The organism is Citrobacter sp. Marseille-Q6884, from assembly GCF_945906775.1.
GTDB lineage: Bacteria > Pseudomonadota > Gammaproteobacteria > Enterobacterales > Enterobacteriaceae > Citrobacter.
The window spans coordinates 354,321-371,300 of sequence record NZ_CAMDRE010000001.1; the positions used below are offsets into that span (position 1 = coordinate 354,321).

Here is a 16,980-nt window from a genome sequence, read left to right on the forward strand (position 1 = left end):
CATTATAATTTTGGCACTCAATGCCACCAATACATTAATAAAATGGATTAATACTAAGGAAGGTGCGAACAAGTTCCTGATATGAGATCATCATATTCATCCGGAGCGCATCCCAGAGGGACATCATGAGCCATCAACTCACCTTCGCCGATAGTGAATTCAGCACTAAGCGCCGTCAGACCCGAAAAGAGATTTTCCTCTCCCGCATGGAGCAGATTCTGCCATGGCAGAATATGACCGCTGTCATCGAGCCGTTTTATCCCAAGGCGGGCAATGGCCGACGGCCCTATCCGCTGGAGACCATGCTGCGTATTCACTGCATGCAGCATTGGTACAACCTGAGCGACGGTGCCATGGAAGATGCCCTGTACGAAATCGCCTCCATGCGCCTGTTTGCCCGATTATCCCTGGATAGCGCCCTGCCGGATCGCACCACCATCATGAATTTCCGCCACCTGCTCGAGCAGCATCAACTGGCCCGTCAATTGTTCAAGACCATCAATCGCTGGCTGGCCGAAGCAGGCGTCATGATGACCCAAGGCACTTTGGTGGATGCCACCATCATTGAGGCACCCAGCTCTACCAAGAACAAAGAGCAGCAACGCGATCCGGAGATGCATCAGACCAAGAAAGGCAATCAGTGGCACTTTGGCATGAAGGCCCACATTGGTGTCGATGCCAAGAGTGGCCTGACCCACAGCCTAGTCACCACCGCGGCCAACGAGCATGACCTCAATCAGCTGGGTAATCTGCTTCATGGAGAGGAGCAATTTGTCTCAGCCGATGCCGGCTACCAAGGAGCGCCACAGCGCGAGGAGCTGGCCGAGGTGGATGTGGACTGGCTGATCGCCGAGCGTCCCGGCAAGGTAAAAACCTTGAAGCAGCATCCGCGCAAGAACAAAACGGCCATCAACATCGAATACATGAAAGCCAGCATCCGTGCCAGGGTGGAGCACCCGTTTCGCATCATCAAGCGGCAGTTCGGCTTCGTGAAAGCCAGATACAAAGGGCTGCTGAAAAACGATAACCAACTGGCGATGTTATTCACCCTGGCCAACCTGTTTCGGGTGGACCAAATGATACGTCAGTGGGAGAGATCTCAGTAAAAACCGGAAATAACGCCAGAAATGGTGGAAAAAATAGCCTAAATAGGCTGATTCGATGTGTTTGCGGGAAAAAAATCGGCCCAGATCCGCGAAATTTTAATCAGCGAGTCAGCTTGGGAAGAAATGACCTGCTTATTCGCACCTTCCCTAAGGAAATACTTAATTGAGTAACATCTTAAAATTTACACTGGAGGTATTAAAAAATAAGTGAGGGCATGATAAAAACCCTCCGTTACAGCGGGTAAAGCGGATGTGGGTAACACTGGAAGTGGGTATCGCCCGGCAGGTGCCCGACGCTAAAGCAAGATAGGTAAAGCACGGGGATAATAGAAAAACGATCGGTAAGAAGAAAACGGACCTTCCCGCAAGCGGTGAGGAGAAAACCAAAGATGGGCAGATAAAGCGGGAGAACAGGCAGTCAGTTACTTAACTGACTGACTGGCACGGGCCGCCTGAGCGACCCGTTTTCAACGGTAATCAGAATTACAGCAGTTCTTTTGCTTTCGCGACGACGTTGTCTACAGTGAAGCCGAACTCTTCAAACAGCAGCTCTGCCGGTGCAGACTCACCGAAGGTGGTCATGCCGACGATAGCGCCGTTCAGGCCCACATATTTGAACCAGTAGTCAGCGATACCCGCTTCGATTGCTACGCGAGCAGAAACGGCTTTCGGCAGTACAGATTCACGGTAAGCCGCATCCTGCTTGTCAAACGCATCGGTAGACGGCATGGAAACCACACGCGCCTTCACGCCTTCAGCGGTCAGTTTGTCCCATGCTGCGACAGCCAGCTCAACTTCAGAACCGGTAGCGATGAAGATCAGTTCCGGCTGACCGGCACAATCTTTCAGCACATAACCACCGCGAGCGATGTTTGCCAGCTGCTCAGGAGTACGTTCCTGCTGCGCCAGGTTCTGACGGGAGAGGATCAGCGCGGTCGGGCCGTCCTGACGCTCAACACCGTATTTCCATGCCACTGCAGATTCAACCTGGTCACACGGACGCCATGTAGACATGTTCGGCGTAACGCGCAGAGAAGCAACCTGCTCTACCGGCTGGTGAGTCGGGCCATCTTCGCCCAGACCGATGGAGTCATGGGTGTAAACCATAACCTGACGCTGTTTCATCAACGCAGCCATACGTACGGCGTTACGTGCGTATTCAACGAACATCAGGAAGGTAGAGGTGTACGGCAGGAAACCACCGTGCAGAGAGATACCGTTAGCGATAGCCGTCATACCGAATTCACGAACACCGTAATGGATGTAGTTACCGGCAGTATCTTCGTTGATCGCTTTAGAACCGGACCACAGGGTCAGGTTTGATGGAGCCAGGTCAGCGGAGCCGCCGAGGAACTCAGGCAGCAACGGACCGAATGCTTCGATAGCATTCTGAGACGCTTTACGGCTGGCGATTTTCGCCGGATTAGCCTGCAGCTTCGCAATGAATTCGTTCGCTTTCGCGTCGAAATCAGACGGCATTTCACCTTTCATACGGCGGGTGAACTCAGCAGCTTCCTGCGGGAAGGCTTTCGCATAAGCGGCGAACTTCTCGTTCCATGCTGCTTCTTTTGCCTGACCTGCTTCTTTCGCATCCCACTGAGCATAGATTTCAGACGGGATTTCAAACGGCGCGTATTTCCAGCCCAGCTGTTCACGGGTCAGTGCAATTTCTGCATCACCCAACGGCGCACCGTGAGAATCGTGCGTACCCGCCTTGTTCGGGGAACCGAAACCGATGATGGTTTTGCACATCAGCAGGGACGGTTTGTCGGTCACTGCGCGTGCTTCTTCAACTGCGCGCTTAATCGCGTCAGCATCGTGACCATCTACGCCACGAACCACGTGCCAGCCGTAAGCTTCGAAACGCTTAGCGGTGTCATCAGTGAACCAACCTTCAACGTGACCGTCGATGGAAATACCGTTGTCGTCATAGAACGCAACCAGTTTACCCAGTTTCAGGGTGCCTGCCAGAGAACATACCTCGTGAGAGATACCTTCCATCATGCAGCCATCGCCCATGAACGCATAGGTGAAGTGGTCAACGATATCGTGGCCTGGACGGTTAAACTGCGCCGCCAGCGTTTTTTCAGCGATAGCCATACCAACTGCGTTAGCAATACCCTGACCCAGAGGACCTGTCGTGGTTTCAACACCCGCGGTATAACCCACTTCCGGGTGGCCCGGTGTTTTGGAATGCAGCTGACGGAAGTTCTGCAGCTCGGACATCGGCAGATCGTAGCCGGTGAGGTGCAGCAGGCTATAGATCAGCATGGAGCCGTGACCATTGGACAGCACGAAGCGGTCACGGTCAGCCCAGGACGGGTTATTCGGGTTGTGGTTCAGGAAATCACGCCACAGGACTTCGGCAATGTCAGCCATACCCATCGGGGCACCCGGGTGACCGGATTTGGCTTTCTGTACTGCGTCCATGCTCAGCGCACGAATAGCATTGGCAAGCTCTTTACGTGAGGACATTTTGACTCCAGATCGGATAATGAAGGCCGAGCCCTAAACGACTTGACGACCGCGCGTTTTGGGCTACGCCGGAAAAAAGTGCCAACAATGTAACCTAAGCCGCGTGTCATGTACATGGAGCATCCTTTTGCCGCTTCAGAAATCTCTGGATCATGTACGCATGTTGCGCAATCTTCTCGCCCGCTTATTGTTCTTTTCTTTATACTTAGGCTGAGCGTCGGTTTACCTGCCAACGACGTATTTTTTAGAATAATCCTGACTTTGTGCGGAAGAGAAAAAATGAAAATTCGCGCTTTACTGCTTGCTACGAGCATGGCGGCGGCATTGACTGGCTGCCAGAATATGAACTCCAACGGACTGCTTTCATCGGGGGCCGAAGCTTTTCAGGCCTACAGCCTGAGTGATGCACAGGTAAAAGCGCTAAGCGACCAGGCCTGTACGGATATGGACAGTAAGGCAACCATCGCCCCGGCCAGTAGTGAGTACGCTAAACGACTCACCAAAATCGCGACCGCACTGGGTGACAACATCAACGGGCAGCCAGTGAACTACAAAGTGTATATGGCGAAAGATGTGAACGCGTTTGCGATGGCCAACGGTTGTATTCGCGTATACAGCGGGCTGATGGATATGATGACCGACAACGAAGTTGAGGCGGTGATCGGCCACGAAATGGGGCACGTTGCGCTCGGTCATGTGAAGAAAGGGATGCAGGTTGCGCTGGGTACTAATGCGGTTCGCGCGGCTGCAGCCTCTGCAGGCGGTATCGTCGGCAGCCTTTCACAGTCGCAACTGGGCGACCTTGGCGAGAAACTGGTGAATTCACAGTTCTCACAACGTCAGGAATCCGAAGCGGATGACTACTCGTATGATTTGTTGCGCAAACGCGGCATTAACCCGGCGGGATTAGCGACCAGTTTTGAGAAACTGGCGAAACTTGAAGCAGGACGCCAAAGCTCAATGTTTGACGATCATCCGGCCTCAGCCGAACGTGCCCAGCATATTCGCGATCGAATGAGCGCAGACGGAATTAAATAACCCCTATCTTGCACGGGATATCGGACGCAATTGGCGAAGCCAGTTTGGACACGGGCAGCGCGCCACCACCGGAACGTACACCTGGTACGTAAAGATGGCGAGCACTGCCCGAGTTCAAAATGACGAACAAAAGAGTCCGATTCCGATTACTCGCCTTTCTTCGCCGCCTGGATATACAGCATCTCTAATGCCAGAGTCGCAGCAGCCAGCGCCGTGATTTCAGACTGATCATAAGCCGGAGCCACTTCTACCACATCCATACCGACGATGTTCAGATCCTTCAGACCACGTACCAGTTTGATTGCGCGATCGGAGGTCAGGCCGCCAATTACCGGTGTACCGGTACCCGGCGCAAAAGCCGGATCCAGGCAGTCGATATCGAAGGTCAGATAAACCGGCATATCACCCACGATCTGCTTAACTTGCGCAATGATGTCATCCACGCCGCGATCGTTCACCTGGCAGGCATCCAGCACGGTAAAACCGTTATCTTTGTCGAATTCGGTACGAATGCCGATCTGCACGGAGTGATTCGGATCGATCAGACCTTCGTTCGGCGCGGTGTAGAACATGGTACCGTGGTCAAATTCGCAGCCGTTGGCATAGGTATCAGTATGGGCATCAAAATGCACCAGCGCCATTTTCCCGAAGTGTTTGGCGTGTGCGCGCAGCAGCGGCAGTGTGACAAAGTGGTCACCGCCAAAAGAGAGCATGCGCTTGCCCGCGGACAGCAGCTTCTCAGCATGCGCCTGCAGTTTTTCGCTCATTTCACGGGCATCACCGAACGCGTAAACCAGATCGCCGCAATCCACAACGTTCAGGCGCTCACGCATATCGAAGTTCCACGGGAAACGGTTATGTTCCCATGCCAGGTTAGTGGACACCTGACGGATCGCTGCCGGGCCATGACGACCGCCAGCACGACCGGAAGTCGCCATGTCAAACGGTACGCCAGTAATAACCCAATCGGCATCACTGTCGTATGGCTGGAAATTCATCGGCAGACGCAAAAAACCAAAGGCGTTAGAAACCAGGGAGTTATCGTATTGATGACCTAAGGTGCTCATGTACTGACCTCTTTTAACATCGGTGAAAAAAAAATCCCCTCCGCGTCGTTAAGCCCGACGAGGAAGGGATTGATTTACGTGACTACTTGTATAGGCGAATTATCGCCGTTAATTTGCCCAGGTTCAAGCGAACCAGGACATCCTTACTCGTCTTCGAGATAGGTGTATCCGTACAGACCCGCTTCAAACTCTTCGAGGAACTGCTGTTGCAGCGCATCATCCAGCCCGGTCTGCTTAACCTGATCGCGGAAGTGCGTCAGCAGCGTGTTAGGGTCCAGCTGCACGTACTGCAGCATATCCGCCACGGTATCCCCTTCGTCAGACAGCTCAACTTCCACGCTGCCATCCGGGAAGACAAACACGTCAACCGCTTCGGTATCCCCGAACAGGTTGTGCATGTTGCCAAGGATCTCCTGATACGCGCCCACCATAAAGAATCCGAGCATTGGCGGGTTCTCTGGATCGTATTCCGGCATCGGCATCGTCGTGGCAATACCGTCACCATCGATGTAGTGATCGATAGCACCATCGGAGTCACACGTAATATCCAGCAGCACCGCACGGCGCTCTGGCACTTGATCCAGCCCTTCCAGCGGCAGTACCGGGAACAGTTGATCGATACCCCACGCATCTGGCATTGACTGGAACAGAGAGAAGTTGACGTACATTTTGTCCGCCATACGTTCCTGCAGCTCATCAATGATCGGACGGTGCGCACGGTTTTGCGGGTCCAGCTGTTTTTGCACTTCGTGACACATGCTCAAATACAGCTGCTCTGCCCAGGCACGCTCTTGCAGGCTAAAAGTACCGGAAGAGTATCCGATATGGATATCGTGCAGATCCATCTGGCTGTCGTGCAGCCACTCGCGCAGAGAACGACGGGTGCCTGGTTCGTGCATCTCCTGCCAGGTTTCCCACATGCTTTGCAGCGCGCGCGGCGCGTCTTCTTCCGGAGCGGTAGGTACCGTGTATTCGTTACGCTCCACACCGATGATATTAGACACCAGCACGGTATGGTGCGCGGTAACAGCACGACCAGACTCGGTGATCACCGTCGGGTGCGGCAGACCGTTTTCCTCACACGCATCGCCAATCGCCCAGATGATATTGTTGGCGTACTCGTTCAAACCGTAGTTGACTGAGCAGTCAGACTGCGAGCGCGTACCTTCATAGTCCACACCCAGACCGCCGCCCACATCGAAGCACTGGATATTGACGCCCAGTTTATGCAGCTCAACGTAGAAACGCGCGGATTCACGTACGCCAGTGGCGATATCGCGAATATTCGCCATCTGCGAACCGAGGTGGAAGTGCAGCAGTTGCAGGCTATCCAGTCGCCCTGCTTCACGCAGTGTTTCGACCAGTTGCAGAACCTGCGTGGCAGCGAGGCCGAACTTGGATTTTTCGCCGCCGGAGGACTGCCATTTGCCCGAACCTTGAGAGGCCAGACGCGCACGCACGCCCAGACGAGGGATCACATTCAGGCGTTCAGCTTCATCCAGCACGATGGCGATTTCAGACATCTTCTCGATAACCAGATAGACCTTATGGCCCATCTTCTCGCCAATCAACGCCAGACGGATATATTCGCGGTCTTTATAACCGTTACAAACAATGACGCTACGGGTCATACCCGCATGGGCCAGAACGGCCATCAGTTCAGCCTTCGAACCCGCTTCCAGTCCCAGCGGCTCGCCGGAATGGATCAACGATTCAATCACACGACGGTGTTGGTTCACTTTGATCGGGTAAACGAGGAAGTAGTCACCGTTGTAACCGTAGGATTCACGCGCACGTTTGAACGCGGCATTAATCGAACGCAGACGGTGTTGCAGGATCTGCGGGAAGCAGAACAGTGCAGGCAGGCGCTGGCCTTGCGCTTCACGGGCTTTAACCAGTTTGGCGAGATCGACACGCGCTTCGGGTACGTCAGGGTCCGGGCACACGCTGATGTGGCCTAACTCATTGACGTCATAGTAGTTATTACCCCACCAGGCAATATTGTAAGTACGCAGCATCTTGCTGGCTTCCTGGGAACTCATTGCAACCTCCTGCATGGAGCGTAGTACACCCTGTTCGCCTGCTGACGAAGGCGAACCCATAGAAATGTCGTCAGACATAGCGAACCTCAGATTTTATTAACAAGTGTAAAACAGTTGACTACTATCGCAATCCGAGGACGCGATAACAACCCATATACAGGCAGAATTTCCAGCAGATAGTGCTGACGCTCCGACTGTGCGACCGGTTTCTTTTTCATATCATTGTAAACACGTAACCGAACTTAATGATGATGGTTCGGCGAAACCACGAGAAAACTCTTGTTTCCAAGAGCGCCCTTGTTCAGTCCTTAGTGACCGTTACCGGCTCTGGAGTCCTGAGAAGCGCCGAGATGGGTATAACATCGGCAGGTATGCAAGATGCAGATTGCGGGAGACATATGTACACCAGAACGGTGTGACAGATTCAACAGAATACAACGGTTCATTATCTCGTATCACCTCCACGGGCGCTCCACACGGAACGGACCCACAAGCCAAAGCTAAAGTTTTAACCCGGCTGGAAGTGGCAACACGATGAAAATGTCGTGTGCTTTTTGTCTATCCTAAATAATTCGCGTTGCGGGAAGGCGGCTACGCAGAGAGTCCCCGGGAGCTTACAAAAGTAAGTGACTGGGGCGAGCGAGCATTGCCAACGCACATGCAACTTGAAGTATGACGGATATGAGCCGCGCGCCGCGTTTTATACCGACAACAGTACGAAAAAGCAAAAGATAAATGCACACATTGCCAGCACCGTCAGGAAAAATTTCCAGTTAGATTTTCAAAACAATGCGACCGTCCTCAAAAAAAACTGGAAATCGTGAAAAGAAGTGGCCTAAAATAGACGTCCAGATGTTAATCCATCTATACCGATTAACACTCAGACTGCCGGTGTCCGTCTATGCAGACTCATGGTAGAATCTTCTACACATGACTATTCCACACGACAGCTTGAGCTAACCAAATTCTCCTTAGGTGAAATTAAATATGGCAAAACACCTTTTTACGTCCGAGTCCGTATCAGAAGGGCATCCTGACAAAATCGCTGACCAAATTTCTGATGCCGTGCTGGATGCGATCCTCGAGCAGGATCCGAAAGCACGCGTTGCCTGCGAAACCTACGTCAAAACTGGCATGGTTTTAGTTGGCGGTGAAATCACCACCAGCGCATGGGTCGACATCGAAGAGATCACGCGTAATACGGTTCGCGAAATTGGCTATGTGCATTCCGACATGGGCTTTGATGCCAACTCTTGTGCAGTGCTGAGCGCTATCGGTAAACAGTCCCCGGATATCAACCAGGGTGTTGACCGTGCCGATCCGCTGGAACAGGGTGCAGGCGACCAGGGTCTGATGTTTGGTTATGCAACCAATGAAACCGATGTACTGATGCCAGCACCGATCACTTACGCTCATCGTCTGGTACAGCGTCAGGCTGAAGTACGTAAAAATGGCACATTGTCCTGGCTGCGCCCGGATGCCAAAAGCCAGGTGACCTTCCAGTACGACGACGGCAAGATCGTCGGTATTGATGCGGTCGTTCTGTCTACTCAGCACTCTGAAGATATTGATCAAAAATCACTGCAAGAAGCGGTGATGGAAGAGATCATCAAGCCGGTACTGCCAACTGAATGGTTGACCGCTTCGACTAAATTCTTCATCAACCCAACCGGTCGTTTCGTTATCGGCGGCCCAATGGGCGACTGCGGCCTGACCGGTCGTAAGATCATCGTTGATACCTACGGCGGCATGGCTCGTCACGGCGGCGGTGCATTCTCTGGTAAAGATCCGTCTAAAGTTGACCGCTCTGCAGCCTACGCGGCTCGCTATGTCGCGAAAAACATCGTTGCCGCAGGCCTGGCTGACCGTTGTGAAATTCAGGTTTCCTACGCTATCGGCGTGGCTGAACCGACTTCCATCATGGTGGAAACCTTCGGGACTGAAAAAGTGCCTTCAGAGCAGCTGACCCTGCTGGTTCGCGAGTTCTTCGACCTGCGTCCGTACGGCCTGATTCAGATGCTGGATCTGCTGCACCCGATCTACAAAGAAACCGCCGCTTACGGTCACTTTGGTCGCGAACATTTCCCATGGGAAAAAACCGACAAAGCACAGCTGCTGCGTGATGCTGCCGGCCTGAAGTAATTTTCGCACAACCTGTCACAAGCAGAGACCAGCCTGAGTGCTGGTCTTTTTTTTATGCATTCGCTCCCTTCCCTTCACCGTTTTCTGAATCACATTCTGCACGTCCCATTGAATGAAAATGAAAGCGATTACATTCAATCACGATCAACCCACATTGAATTTACATCCCCTTATTTCTGCAGTTTCAATACTGTTACATCATTTTTCAGCATCGTCTTAATTTCAGACAATTACTCTTGTTCTATCCTTATATAAATCTTTTATTTTCAATGCGATAATTCATAACCACCACAAATAGCAGTGTAACCGATTACACTAATGTGATTTGAATCGCATTTTTTTACCCCGTACTCACCTACCCTTAACATCAACACGATTACCTATACCTACCCAACCGGAGGGCATCATGCCTGACAATAAAAAACAGGGGCGTTCCAATAAGGCGATGACATTCTTTGTCTGCTTTCTTGCAGCCCTGGCAGGATTACTTTTTGGCCTGGATATCGGTGTTATTGCCGGTGCATTACCCTTTATCACGGATGAGTTTCAAATTACTCCGCATACCCAGGAATGGGTGGTGAGTTCCATGATGTTTGGTGCAGCGGTAGGGGCTGTCGGCAGCGGCTGGCTCTCCTTCAAGCTGGGGCGTAAAAAAAGCCTAATGATCGGCGCGATCCTGTTTGTTGCTGGCTCATTGTTCTCCGCCGCCGCACCTAACGTTGAAGTCCTGCTTCTCTCCCGCGTCTTGCTGGGTCTGGCCGTCGGTGTTGCTTCCTACACCGCACCGCTGTACCTGTCCGAAATTGCGCCGGAAAAAATTCGTGGCAGCATGATTTCCATGTATCAGTTGATGATCACCATCGGGATCCTCGGCGCCTATCTGTCGGATACCGCTTTCAGCTATAGCGGCGCATGGCGCTGGATGCTGGGCGTGATCATCATCCCTGCGCTCCTGCTGCTGGTTGGCGTTATCTTCCTGCCGGACAGCCCACGCTGGTTCGCCGCAAAACGTCGCTTTGTCGATGCCGAACGCGTGCTGCTGCGCCTTCGTGACACCAGCGCCGAAGCAAAGCGTGAGCTGGATGAAATTCGCGAAAGCCTGAAAGTGAAGCAAAGCGGCTGGGCGCTGTTTAAAGAAAACAGTAACTTCCGTCGCGCGGTCTTCCTCGGCGTTCTGTTACAGGTGATGCAGCAGTTCACCGGGATGAACGTCATCATGTACTACGCGCCAAAAATCTTTGAACTGGCAGGCTATACCAACACCACCGAACAGATGTGGGGCACCGTTATCGTTGGCCTGACCAACGTACTGGCTACCTTTATCGCCATTGGTCTGGTTGACCGTTGGGGTCGTAAACCAACGCTGATTCTTGGTTTTATCGTGATGGCAGTCGGTATGGGTGTATTGGGCTCGATGATGCACCTGGGTATTCACTCTGCAACCGCTCAGTACTTCGCTGTATTGATGCTGCTGATGTTTATCGTTGGCTTCGCCATGAGCGCCGGTCCGCTGATTTGGGTACTGTGTTCTGAAATTCAGCCGCTGAAAGGCCGTGATTTCGGTATCACCTGCTCTACCGCAACCAACTGGATCGCCAACATGATCGTCGGCGCAACCTTCCTGACGATGCTGAATTCGCTGGGCAGCGCCAACACCTTCTGGGTCTACGGCGGTCTGAACGTTCTGTTCATCTTCCTGACCCTGTGGCTGATTCCTGAAACCAAAAACGTTTCTCTGGAACACATTGAACGTAACCTGATGAAAGGTCGTAAACTGCGCGAAATCGGCGCGCACGACTAATCACCCGAGGCTTCCTCCCTTATCGGGGGAAGCCTTCCTCTTGCAGTCCCTTCCCTGTCGCACTATTCTCTGGCGTTATGAAAACCTCCCGTCTTCCCATCGCCGTCCAGCAAGCCGTTATGCGCAGCCTGCGGGAAAAACTCGCCCAGGCCAATCTCAAGCTTGAACGTCACTACCCGGAACCCAAACTGGTTTACCAGCAGCGCGGAACCGCCGCAGGTACAGCGTGGCTGCAAAGCTATGAAATCCGACTAAACCCGGTATTGCTGATGGAAAACGTCGAGGCTTTTGTTAACGAGGTGGTTCCTCATGAGCTGGCGCATTTGCTGGTATGGAAACACTTTGGCCGCGTACCGCCACACGGCAAAGAGTGGAAATGGATGATGGAAAGCGTACTGGGCGTACCGGCCAGGCGTACGCATCAGTTTGAACTGCAATCCATACAACGTAAGACCTTTACCTACCGCTGTAAGTGTCAGGAACACCAGTTGACCGTCCGCCGCCACAACCGCATTGTCCGCGGGGAAGCGACCTATCGCTGCGTACACTGCGGAGAACCGCTGGTTGCGGAGTAACATTCAGAATTATCAGGAGCTTTTCTGATCCTGCTGATTGCATACATGAACAACTTTCGCTACGTTGCGGGCTCGTTTTAACACGGAGTTCGTGATGTACCGTAATCTCTCTTTTGCAGTGGCGTTGCTGGCCACCGCGCTCTCAGGTTCTGTTTTCGCCGAAGGTATCAACAGTTTCTCACAAGCTAAAGCCGCCGGCGTCAAAGTGAATGCTGACGCGCCTGGCGATTTCTACTGCGGATGTAAAATTAACTGGCAGGGTAAGAAAGGGGTCGTTGACCTGGCCTCCTGCGGCTATAAAGTACGAAAAAATGAAAACCGCGCCAGCCGTATTGAATGGGAACACGTCGTGCCCGCCTGGCAATTTGGCCATCAACGTCAGTGCTGGCAGGACGGCGGTCGTAAAAATTGCGCCAAAGATCCGGTCTATCGCAAAATGGAAAGCGATATGCATAACCTGCAACCGGCGGTGGGTGAAGTGAACGGCGATCGCGCTAACTTCATGTACAGCCAGTGGAACGGTGGCGAAGGTCAGTACGGACAGTGCGACATGAAAGTTGACTTCAAAGAGAAAGTCGCCGAGCCGCCAGCCCGCGCTCGCGGCGCCATTGCCCGTACCTATTTTTACATGCGCGACCAGTACAATCTGACGCTCTCCCGTCAGCAAACCCAGCTTTTTAATGCCTGGAATAAACAATATCCGGTGACCGACTGGGAGTGTGAACGTGATGAACGTATCGCAAAGGTCCAGGGGAACCATAACCCATACGTGCAACGCGCTTGCCAGGCGCAAAAGAGCTAACCTACACTAGCGTCAATATTTTTAACCCATGCCCTGGCCTTTTGCAGCCCAGGGCCATGACGCGGATGTTTAATTATGCGCATTCCTCGCATTTATCACCCTGAGCCACTCTCTTCCGGCAGCCAAATCTCCCTGTGTGAAGATGCTGCCAACCATATCGGTCGTGTACTGCGTATGGGGCCAGGCCAGGCTCTCCAGTTATTTGACGGCAGCAACCAGGTATTCGACGCCGAAATCATCCACGCCAGCAAAAAAAGCGTGGACGTAAAGGTGATTAACGCGGAACCCGACGATCGCGAATCACCGTTGCACATTCATCTCGGGCAGGTAATGTCACGCGGCGAAAAAATGGAATTTACTATCCAGAAATCCATTGAGCTGGGTGTAAGCCTCATTACGCCACTTTTTTCTGAGCGCTGCGGCGTTAAACTGGATAGTGAACGCCTGAACAAGAAGCTCCAGCAGTGGCAGAAAATTGCTATTGCAGCCTGTGAACAGTGTGGTCGTAACCGGGTACCTGAAATCCGCCCGGCAATGGATCTGGAAGCGTGGTGTGCCGAACAGGATGAAGGATTGAAACTCAATCTTCACCCGCGCGCCAGTGCCAGCATCAATACGTTGCCGCTACCGGTGGAGCGCATCCGGTTGCTGATTGGCCCGGAAGGCGGACTGTCGGCCGATGAAATCGCCATGACCGCACGTTACCAGTTTACTGATATCCTGTTAGGACCTCGCGTTCTGCGTACAGAGACAACTGCGCTTACCGCCATTACCGCGCTACAGGTGCGATTTGGCGACTTAGGTTGAAGCGTTAACGGAGAAGAACAATGATCAAGCTCGGCATCGTGATGGACCCCATCGCAAGCATCAACATCAAGAAAGATTCCAGCTTCGCTATGCTGCTGGAAGCACAACGTCGTGGTTACGAACTTCATTATATGGAGATGGCCGATCTTTATCTGATTAACGGTGAAGCCCGCGCCCACACGCGAACCCTCAGCGTCGAACAGAATTACGATAAATGGTACGAATTTACCGGCGAGCAGGATCTGCCACTGGCCGATCTCGACGTTATTCTGATGCGTAAGGACCCGCCGTTTGATACCGAGTTCATCTACGCGACCTATATTCTGGAACGTGCGGAAGAGAAAGGTACGCTGATCGTTAACAAACCGCAGAGCCTGCGTGATTGCAATGAAAAGCTGTTCACCGCGTGGTTCGCCGACCTGACGCCGGAAACGCTGGTCACGCGCAACAAAGCGCAGCTGAAAGCCTTCTGGCAGAAACACAGCGACATTATTCTCAAACCGCTGGACGGTATGGGCGGCGCCTCTATCTTCCGCGTGAAGGAAGGCGACCCGAACCTCGGCGTGATTGCCGAAACGCTGACCGAGCACGGTACCCGCTACTGCATGGCACAGAACTATCTGCCAGCGATTAAAGACGGCGACAAACGTGTGCTGGTGGTCGATGGTGAACCGGTGCCGTACTGCCTGGCGCGTATTCCGCAGGGCGGCGAAACCCGTGGTAACCTGGCTGCCGGTGGTCGTGGCGAACCCCGTCCGCTGACTGACAGCGACTGGGAAATTGCGCGTCGCATTGGGCCTACGCTGAAAGCCAAAGGCCTGATTTTTGTCGGCCTGGATATCATTGGCGATCGCCTGACGGAAATTAACGTCACCAGCCCAACCTGTATTCGTGAAATTGAGGCGGAATTCCCGGTTTCCATTACCGGTATGCTGATGGACGCGATTGAAGCTCGCCTGCAAAAGTAATCAGCCATAAACAGATAGACACATAGCCATTCATGATATTTCAAGGTGGCAATCCTTAGCGTCCCCAGGCGCGTAAATGATGATGTGCCTAGGGACGCAAGGGTAAAGTGTATCGTGACATCTGTGCGCTTTGCCCACATACTGGACGCTGTTGCTTTTTTGAACCAGGAAACAGAACCTCTGACAATGAATTTACAGCATCACTTTCTTATTGCCATGCCTGCTCTCCAGGACCCGATTTTCCGTCGTTCCGTGGTGTACATCTGTGAACATAATGAAAACGGCGCAATGGGGATTATCATCAATAAGCCCCTCGAAAATTTACAGATTGAAGGGATACTGGAAAAACTGAAGATTACCCCTGAGATGCGCGATCCGGCGATTCGCCTGGATAAAGCGGTGATGCTCGGCGGCCCGCTGGCGGAAGATCGTGGGTTTATTCTGCATACCCCGCCATCACGTTTCGCCTCCAGTATTCGTATCTCGGATAACACCATCATTACGACGTCCCGCGATGTGTTAGAGACCCTGGGTACCCAGGAGCAGCCCTCCGAAGTGCTGGTCGCGTTAGGCTACTCGTCGTGGGAAAAAGGCCAACTGGAGCAAGAGCTACTGGATAATGCCTGGCTCACTGCCCCTGCCGATCTGAACATTTTGTTTAAGACGCCGATTGCTGACCGCTGGCGCGACGCAGCAAAACTTATCGGAATAGACATTCTGACCATGCCTGGCGTGGCGGGACATGCCTGATGAGCGGAACATTACTCTCCTTTGATTTTGGTACGAAAAGTATTGGCGTTGCCATTGGTCAGCGCGTGACCGGCACGGCCAGAGCACTGCCAGCCATCAAAGCGCAGGACGGTACGCCGGACTGGAATTTGATTGAGCGCCTGCTCAAAGAGTGGCAACCGGATGAAGTCATTGTCGGCCTGCCGCTCAATATGGATGGCACCGAGCAACCTCTTACCGCACGTGCCCGCAAATTCGCCAACCGCATTCATGGTCGTTTCGGCGTGACGGTCACGCTTCATGACGAACGCCTGAGTACCGTAGAAGCCCGCGCAGGTCTGTTTGAACAAGGCGGGTACCGTGCGCTGAATAAAGGCAAAGTGGACTCCGCTTCTGCCGTTATTATTCTCGAAAGCTATTTTGAACAGGGCTACTGAGACCCGTTACAGCCTGCCCTGCGCCTGACGCAGTTGCAGGCTCTGAGCAAAGGTCTGCATTCCCACCTGTTGCCCGGTTTGTATCACTCCGGGAAGCTGGTGGGTTTTCCCCTCACGGATCAGATTCCCGACCGCCGCCGTATTGATGAGCAGTTCGAATAACGCGACTCGCCCTCCTTGCTTGTCTTCCTCCAGTTTTTGCGAGAGTACCGCCCGTAAACTGCCTGCCAGTTGATGGCGAACCGGCTCCTTTTCCTGTGCCGGAAACGTATCCACCAGCCGCTCCACCGCTTGTGCCGCACCGCGCGTATGGAGCGTTGCCAGCACCAGATGTCCGGTTTCCGCTGCCGTGAGCGCCAGACGAATGGTCTCTGTGTCACGCAACTCACCCAGCAGAATGACATCGGGATCTTCACGCAACGCCGCCCGTAACCCGGCAGCAAAAGAAGCGCAGTGCACGCCTATTTCCCGTTGTTGAATCAGACAGCGCTGGCTGGCATAGCGGTACTCGATAGGATCTTCCAGCGTCAGAATATGCCCCTCAACATGCTGGTTAAGATGCTCCACCATCGCCGCCAGCGTCGTGGACTTCCCACTTCCTGTGGCTCCCGTCACCAGAATCAGCCCATTTTCGCCGTGCAGCAGTTCAGGCACACTGTCAGGCGTCTGCAGCTCCTCAAGGCGCGGACAGACAACCGGCAACAACCGTAGCGCCAGCGAAGCCCCCTGCTGATGAGCAAAAGCGCTGGCGCGCAAACGCCGGGAATCCGATAGCGCAACGGCAAAATCAATCTGCCCCTTTTCCTGCCACTGTACCTGTTGTTGGTCACTCAGCCAGTGCAGCAGTAATGCGTCCACGTCGGGTGCGGTGAACGGCGCGATTTCTATCCTTCCTCGTATGCGCCAGCGCGCAGGCCATGCATTGCACAGGTGTAGATCCGACACGTTATGCTTTACACTAAGGGCCACTATTTCTTCCATATTCATATGA

At 53.2% G+C, this 16,980-nt stretch carries 17 protein-coding genes; 11 read left to right on the forward strand and 6 right to left on the reverse strand.

Annotated features, from left to right (window positions below):
* The first annotated feature begins 125 nt into the window (after window positions 1–125).
* Together N7268_RS01560 and N7268_RS25125 are read left to right on the forward strand one after the other, a co-directional pair.
* On the forward strand, window positions 126–1,106 hold the full coding sequence (locus N7268_RS01560; protein WP_000019445.1) for an IS5-like element ISKpn26 family transposase: 981 nt from the start codon (window positions 126–128) through the stop codon (window positions 1,104–1,106).
* Complete coding sequence (locus N7268_RS25125; RefSeq protein WP_313958365.1) at window positions 1,088–1,273, forward strand: hypothetical protein; 186 nt, start codon at window positions 1,088–1,090, stop codon at window positions 1,271–1,273. The genes N7268_RS01560 and N7268_RS25125 overlap by 19 nt, the downstream gene beginning before the upstream one ends.
* A 316-nt stretch (window positions 1,274–1,589) precedes the next feature.
* Here the strand turns inward: N7268_RS25125 and tkt are convergent, their stop codons facing one another.
* Window positions 1,590–3,581 carry a transketolase gene (gene tkt / locus N7268_RS01565; RefSeq protein WP_260861575.1) on the reverse strand — a complete coding sequence of 664 codons (1,992 nt, stop codon included), beginning with the start codon at window positions 3,579–3,581 and terminating at the stop codon, window positions 1,590–1,592.
* A gap of 279 nt (window positions 3,582–3,860) precedes the next feature.
* On the opposite strand from tkt, the gene N7268_RS01570 reads away from it, so the two are divergent.
* Window positions 3,861–4,619: a M48 family metallopeptidase gene (locus N7268_RS01570; protein ID WP_260861576.1), complete on the forward strand. Its 759-nt coding sequence runs from the start codon at window positions 3,861–3,863 to the stop codon at window positions 4,617–4,619.
* 146 nt (window positions 4,620–4,765) lie between these two features.
* Here N7268_RS01570 and speB read toward each other — a convergent pair whose 3' ends face one another.
* The 4 genes from speB to N7268_RS25130 all read right to left on the reverse strand — a co-directional run bounded on the left by speB (window position 4,766) and on the right by N7268_RS25130 (window position 8,174).
* Window positions 4,766–5,686: an agmatinase gene (gene speB, locus N7268_RS01575; RefSeq protein ID WP_198905842.1), complete on the reverse strand. Its 921-nt coding sequence runs from the start codon at window positions 5,684–5,686 to the stop codon at window positions 4,766–4,768.
* A 143-nt stretch (window positions 5,687–5,829) separates the two neighbouring features.
* Window positions 5,830–7,806 carry a biosynthetic arginine decarboxylase gene (gene speA / locus N7268_RS01580; protein WP_260861577.1) on the reverse strand — a complete coding sequence of 659 codons (1,977 nt, stop codon included), beginning with the start codon at window positions 7,804–7,806 and terminating at the stop codon, window positions 5,830–5,832.
* Between the two features lie 8 nt (window positions 7,807–7,814).
* A complete protein-coding gene (gene yqgB / locus N7268_RS01585) occupies window positions 7,815–7,946 on the reverse strand; it encodes an acid stress response protein YqgB (protein WP_198905840.1) in 132 nt (43 codons plus the stop codon).
* Window positions 7,947–8,036: 90 nt separating this feature from the next.
* Complete coding sequence (locus tag N7268_RS25130) at window positions 8,037–8,174, reverse strand: hypothetical protein (protein WP_269149342.1); 138 nt, start codon at window positions 8,172–8,174, stop codon at window positions 8,037–8,039.
* Window positions 8,175–8,715: 541 nt separating this feature from the next.
* Between N7268_RS25130 and metK the strand changes: the two genes are divergently transcribed.
* The 8 genes from metK (at window position 8,716) to ruvX (ending at window position 15,989) form a co-directional block, all read left to right on the forward strand.
* Window positions 8,716–9,870, forward strand: coding sequence for a methionine adenosyltransferase (gene metK / locus N7268_RS01590; RefSeq protein ID WP_020996311.1), 1,155 nt, complete (start codon window positions 8,716–8,718; stop codon window positions 9,868–9,870).
* 406 nt (window positions 9,871–10,276) lie between these two features.
* Window positions 10,277–11,671 carry a galactose/proton symporter gene (gene galP, locus N7268_RS01595; protein ID WP_260861578.1) on the forward strand — a complete coding sequence of 465 codons (1,395 nt, stop codon included), beginning with the start codon at window positions 10,277–10,279 and terminating at the stop codon, window positions 11,669–11,671.
* Between the two features lie 77 nt (window positions 11,672–11,748).
* Complete coding sequence (locus tag N7268_RS01600; RefSeq protein WP_260861579.1) at window positions 11,749–12,246, forward strand: SprT family zinc-dependent metalloprotease; 498 nt, start codon at window positions 11,749–11,751, stop codon at window positions 12,244–12,246.
* Window positions 12,247–12,340: 94 nt separating this feature from the next.
* Window positions 12,341–13,048 (forward strand): deoxyribonuclease I, encoded by a 708-nt coding sequence (gene endA / locus N7268_RS01605; protein WP_198905834.1) that lies wholly within the window; start codon window positions 12,341–12,343, stop codon window positions 13,046–13,048.
* 75 nt (window positions 13,049–13,123) lie between these two features.
* The gene (rsmE, locus tag N7268_RS01610; RefSeq protein ID WP_198905832.1) at window positions 13,124–13,855 is read left to right on the forward strand and encodes a 16S rRNA (uracil(1498)-N(3))-methyltransferase; all 732 of its coding nucleotides are present in this window, start codon (window positions 13,124–13,126) and stop codon (window positions 13,853–13,855) included.
* A 20-nt stretch (window positions 13,856–13,875) separates the two neighbouring features.
* Entirely contained in the window at window positions 13,876–14,823 is a 948-nt protein-coding gene (gshB, locus tag N7268_RS01615; RefSeq protein ID WP_198905830.1) for a glutathione synthase, read from the forward strand.
* Window positions 14,824–15,009: 186 nt separating this feature from the next.
* Window positions 15,010–15,573 carry a YqgE/AlgH family protein gene (locus N7268_RS01620; RefSeq protein WP_260861580.1) on the forward strand — a complete coding sequence of 188 codons (564 nt, stop codon included), beginning with the start codon at window positions 15,010–15,012 and terminating at the stop codon, window positions 15,571–15,573.
* The gene (gene ruvX, locus N7268_RS01625) at window positions 15,573–15,989 is read left to right on the forward strand and encodes a Holliday junction resolvase RuvX (RefSeq protein WP_198905827.1); all 417 of its coding nucleotides are present in this window, start codon (window positions 15,573–15,575) and stop codon (window positions 15,987–15,989) included. Before N7268_RS01620 ends, ruvX begins: the two co-directional genes overlap by 1 nt.
* Before the next feature lie 6 nt (window positions 15,990–15,995).
* Here ruvX and N7268_RS01630 read toward each other — a convergent pair whose 3' ends face one another.
* Complete coding sequence (locus N7268_RS01630; protein ID WP_260861581.1) at window positions 15,996–16,976, reverse strand: type IV pilus twitching motility protein PilT; 981 nt, start codon at window positions 16,974–16,976, stop codon at window positions 15,996–15,998.
* Window positions 16,977–16,980 lie beyond the last annotated feature (4 nt).

Excerpts from the sequence above, each read along its gene's own strand:
- N7268_RS01560 (WP_000019445.1), top strand. The coding sequence starts at position 126 with ATGAGCCATCAACTCACCTTCGCCGATAGTGAATTCAGCACTAAGCGC.
- tkt (WP_260861575.1), bottom strand. The coding sequence starts at position 3,581 with ATGTCCTCACGTAAAGAGCTTGCCAATGCTATTCGTGCGCTGAGCATG.
- N7268_RS01570 (WP_260861576.1), top strand. The coding sequence starts at position 3,861 with ATGAAAATTCGCGCTTTACTGCTTGCTACGAGCATGGCGGCGGCATTG.
- speB (WP_198905842.1), bottom strand. The coding sequence starts at position 5,686 with ATGAGCACCTTAGGTCATCAATACGATAACTCCCTGGTTTCTAACGCC.
- speA (WP_260861577.1), bottom strand. The coding sequence starts at position 7,806 with ATGTCTGACGACATTTCTATGGGTTCGCCTTCGTCAGCAGGCGAACAG.
- yqgB (WP_198905840.1), bottom strand. The coding sequence starts at position 7,946 with ATGAAAAAGAAACCGGTCGCACAGTCGGAGCGTCAGCACTATCTGCTG.
- N7268_RS25130 (WP_269149342.1), bottom strand. The coding sequence starts at position 8,174 with ATGAACCGTTGTATTCTGTTGAATCTGTCACACCGTTCTGGTGTACAT.
- metK (WP_020996311.1), top strand. The coding sequence starts at position 8,716 with ATGGCAAAACACCTTTTTACGTCCGAGTCCGTATCAGAAGGGCATCCT.
- galP (WP_260861578.1), top strand. The coding sequence starts at position 10,277 with ATGCCTGACAATAAAAAACAGGGGCGTTCCAATAAGGCGATGACATTC.
- N7268_RS01600 (WP_260861579.1), top strand. The coding sequence starts at position 11,749 with ATGAAAACCTCCCGTCTTCCCATCGCCGTCCAGCAAGCCGTTATGCGC.
- endA (WP_198905834.1), top strand. The coding sequence starts at position 12,341 with ATGTACCGTAATCTCTCTTTTGCAGTGGCGTTGCTGGCCACCGCGCTC.
- rsmE (WP_198905832.1), top strand. The coding sequence starts at position 13,124 with ATGCGCATTCCTCGCATTTATCACCCTGAGCCACTCTCTTCCGGCAGC.
- gshB (WP_198905830.1), top strand. The coding sequence starts at position 13,876 with ATGATCAAGCTCGGCATCGTGATGGACCCCATCGCAAGCATCAACATC.
- N7268_RS01620 (WP_260861580.1), top strand. The coding sequence starts at position 15,010 with ATGAATTTACAGCATCACTTTCTTATTGCCATGCCTGCTCTCCAGGAC.
- ruvX (WP_198905827.1), top strand. The coding sequence starts at position 15,573 with ATGAGCGGAACATTACTCTCCTTTGATTTTGGTACGAAAAGTATTGGC.
- N7268_RS01630 (WP_260861581.1), bottom strand. The coding sequence starts at position 16,976 with ATGAATATGGAAGAAATAGTGGCCCTTAGTGTAAAGCATAACGTGTCG.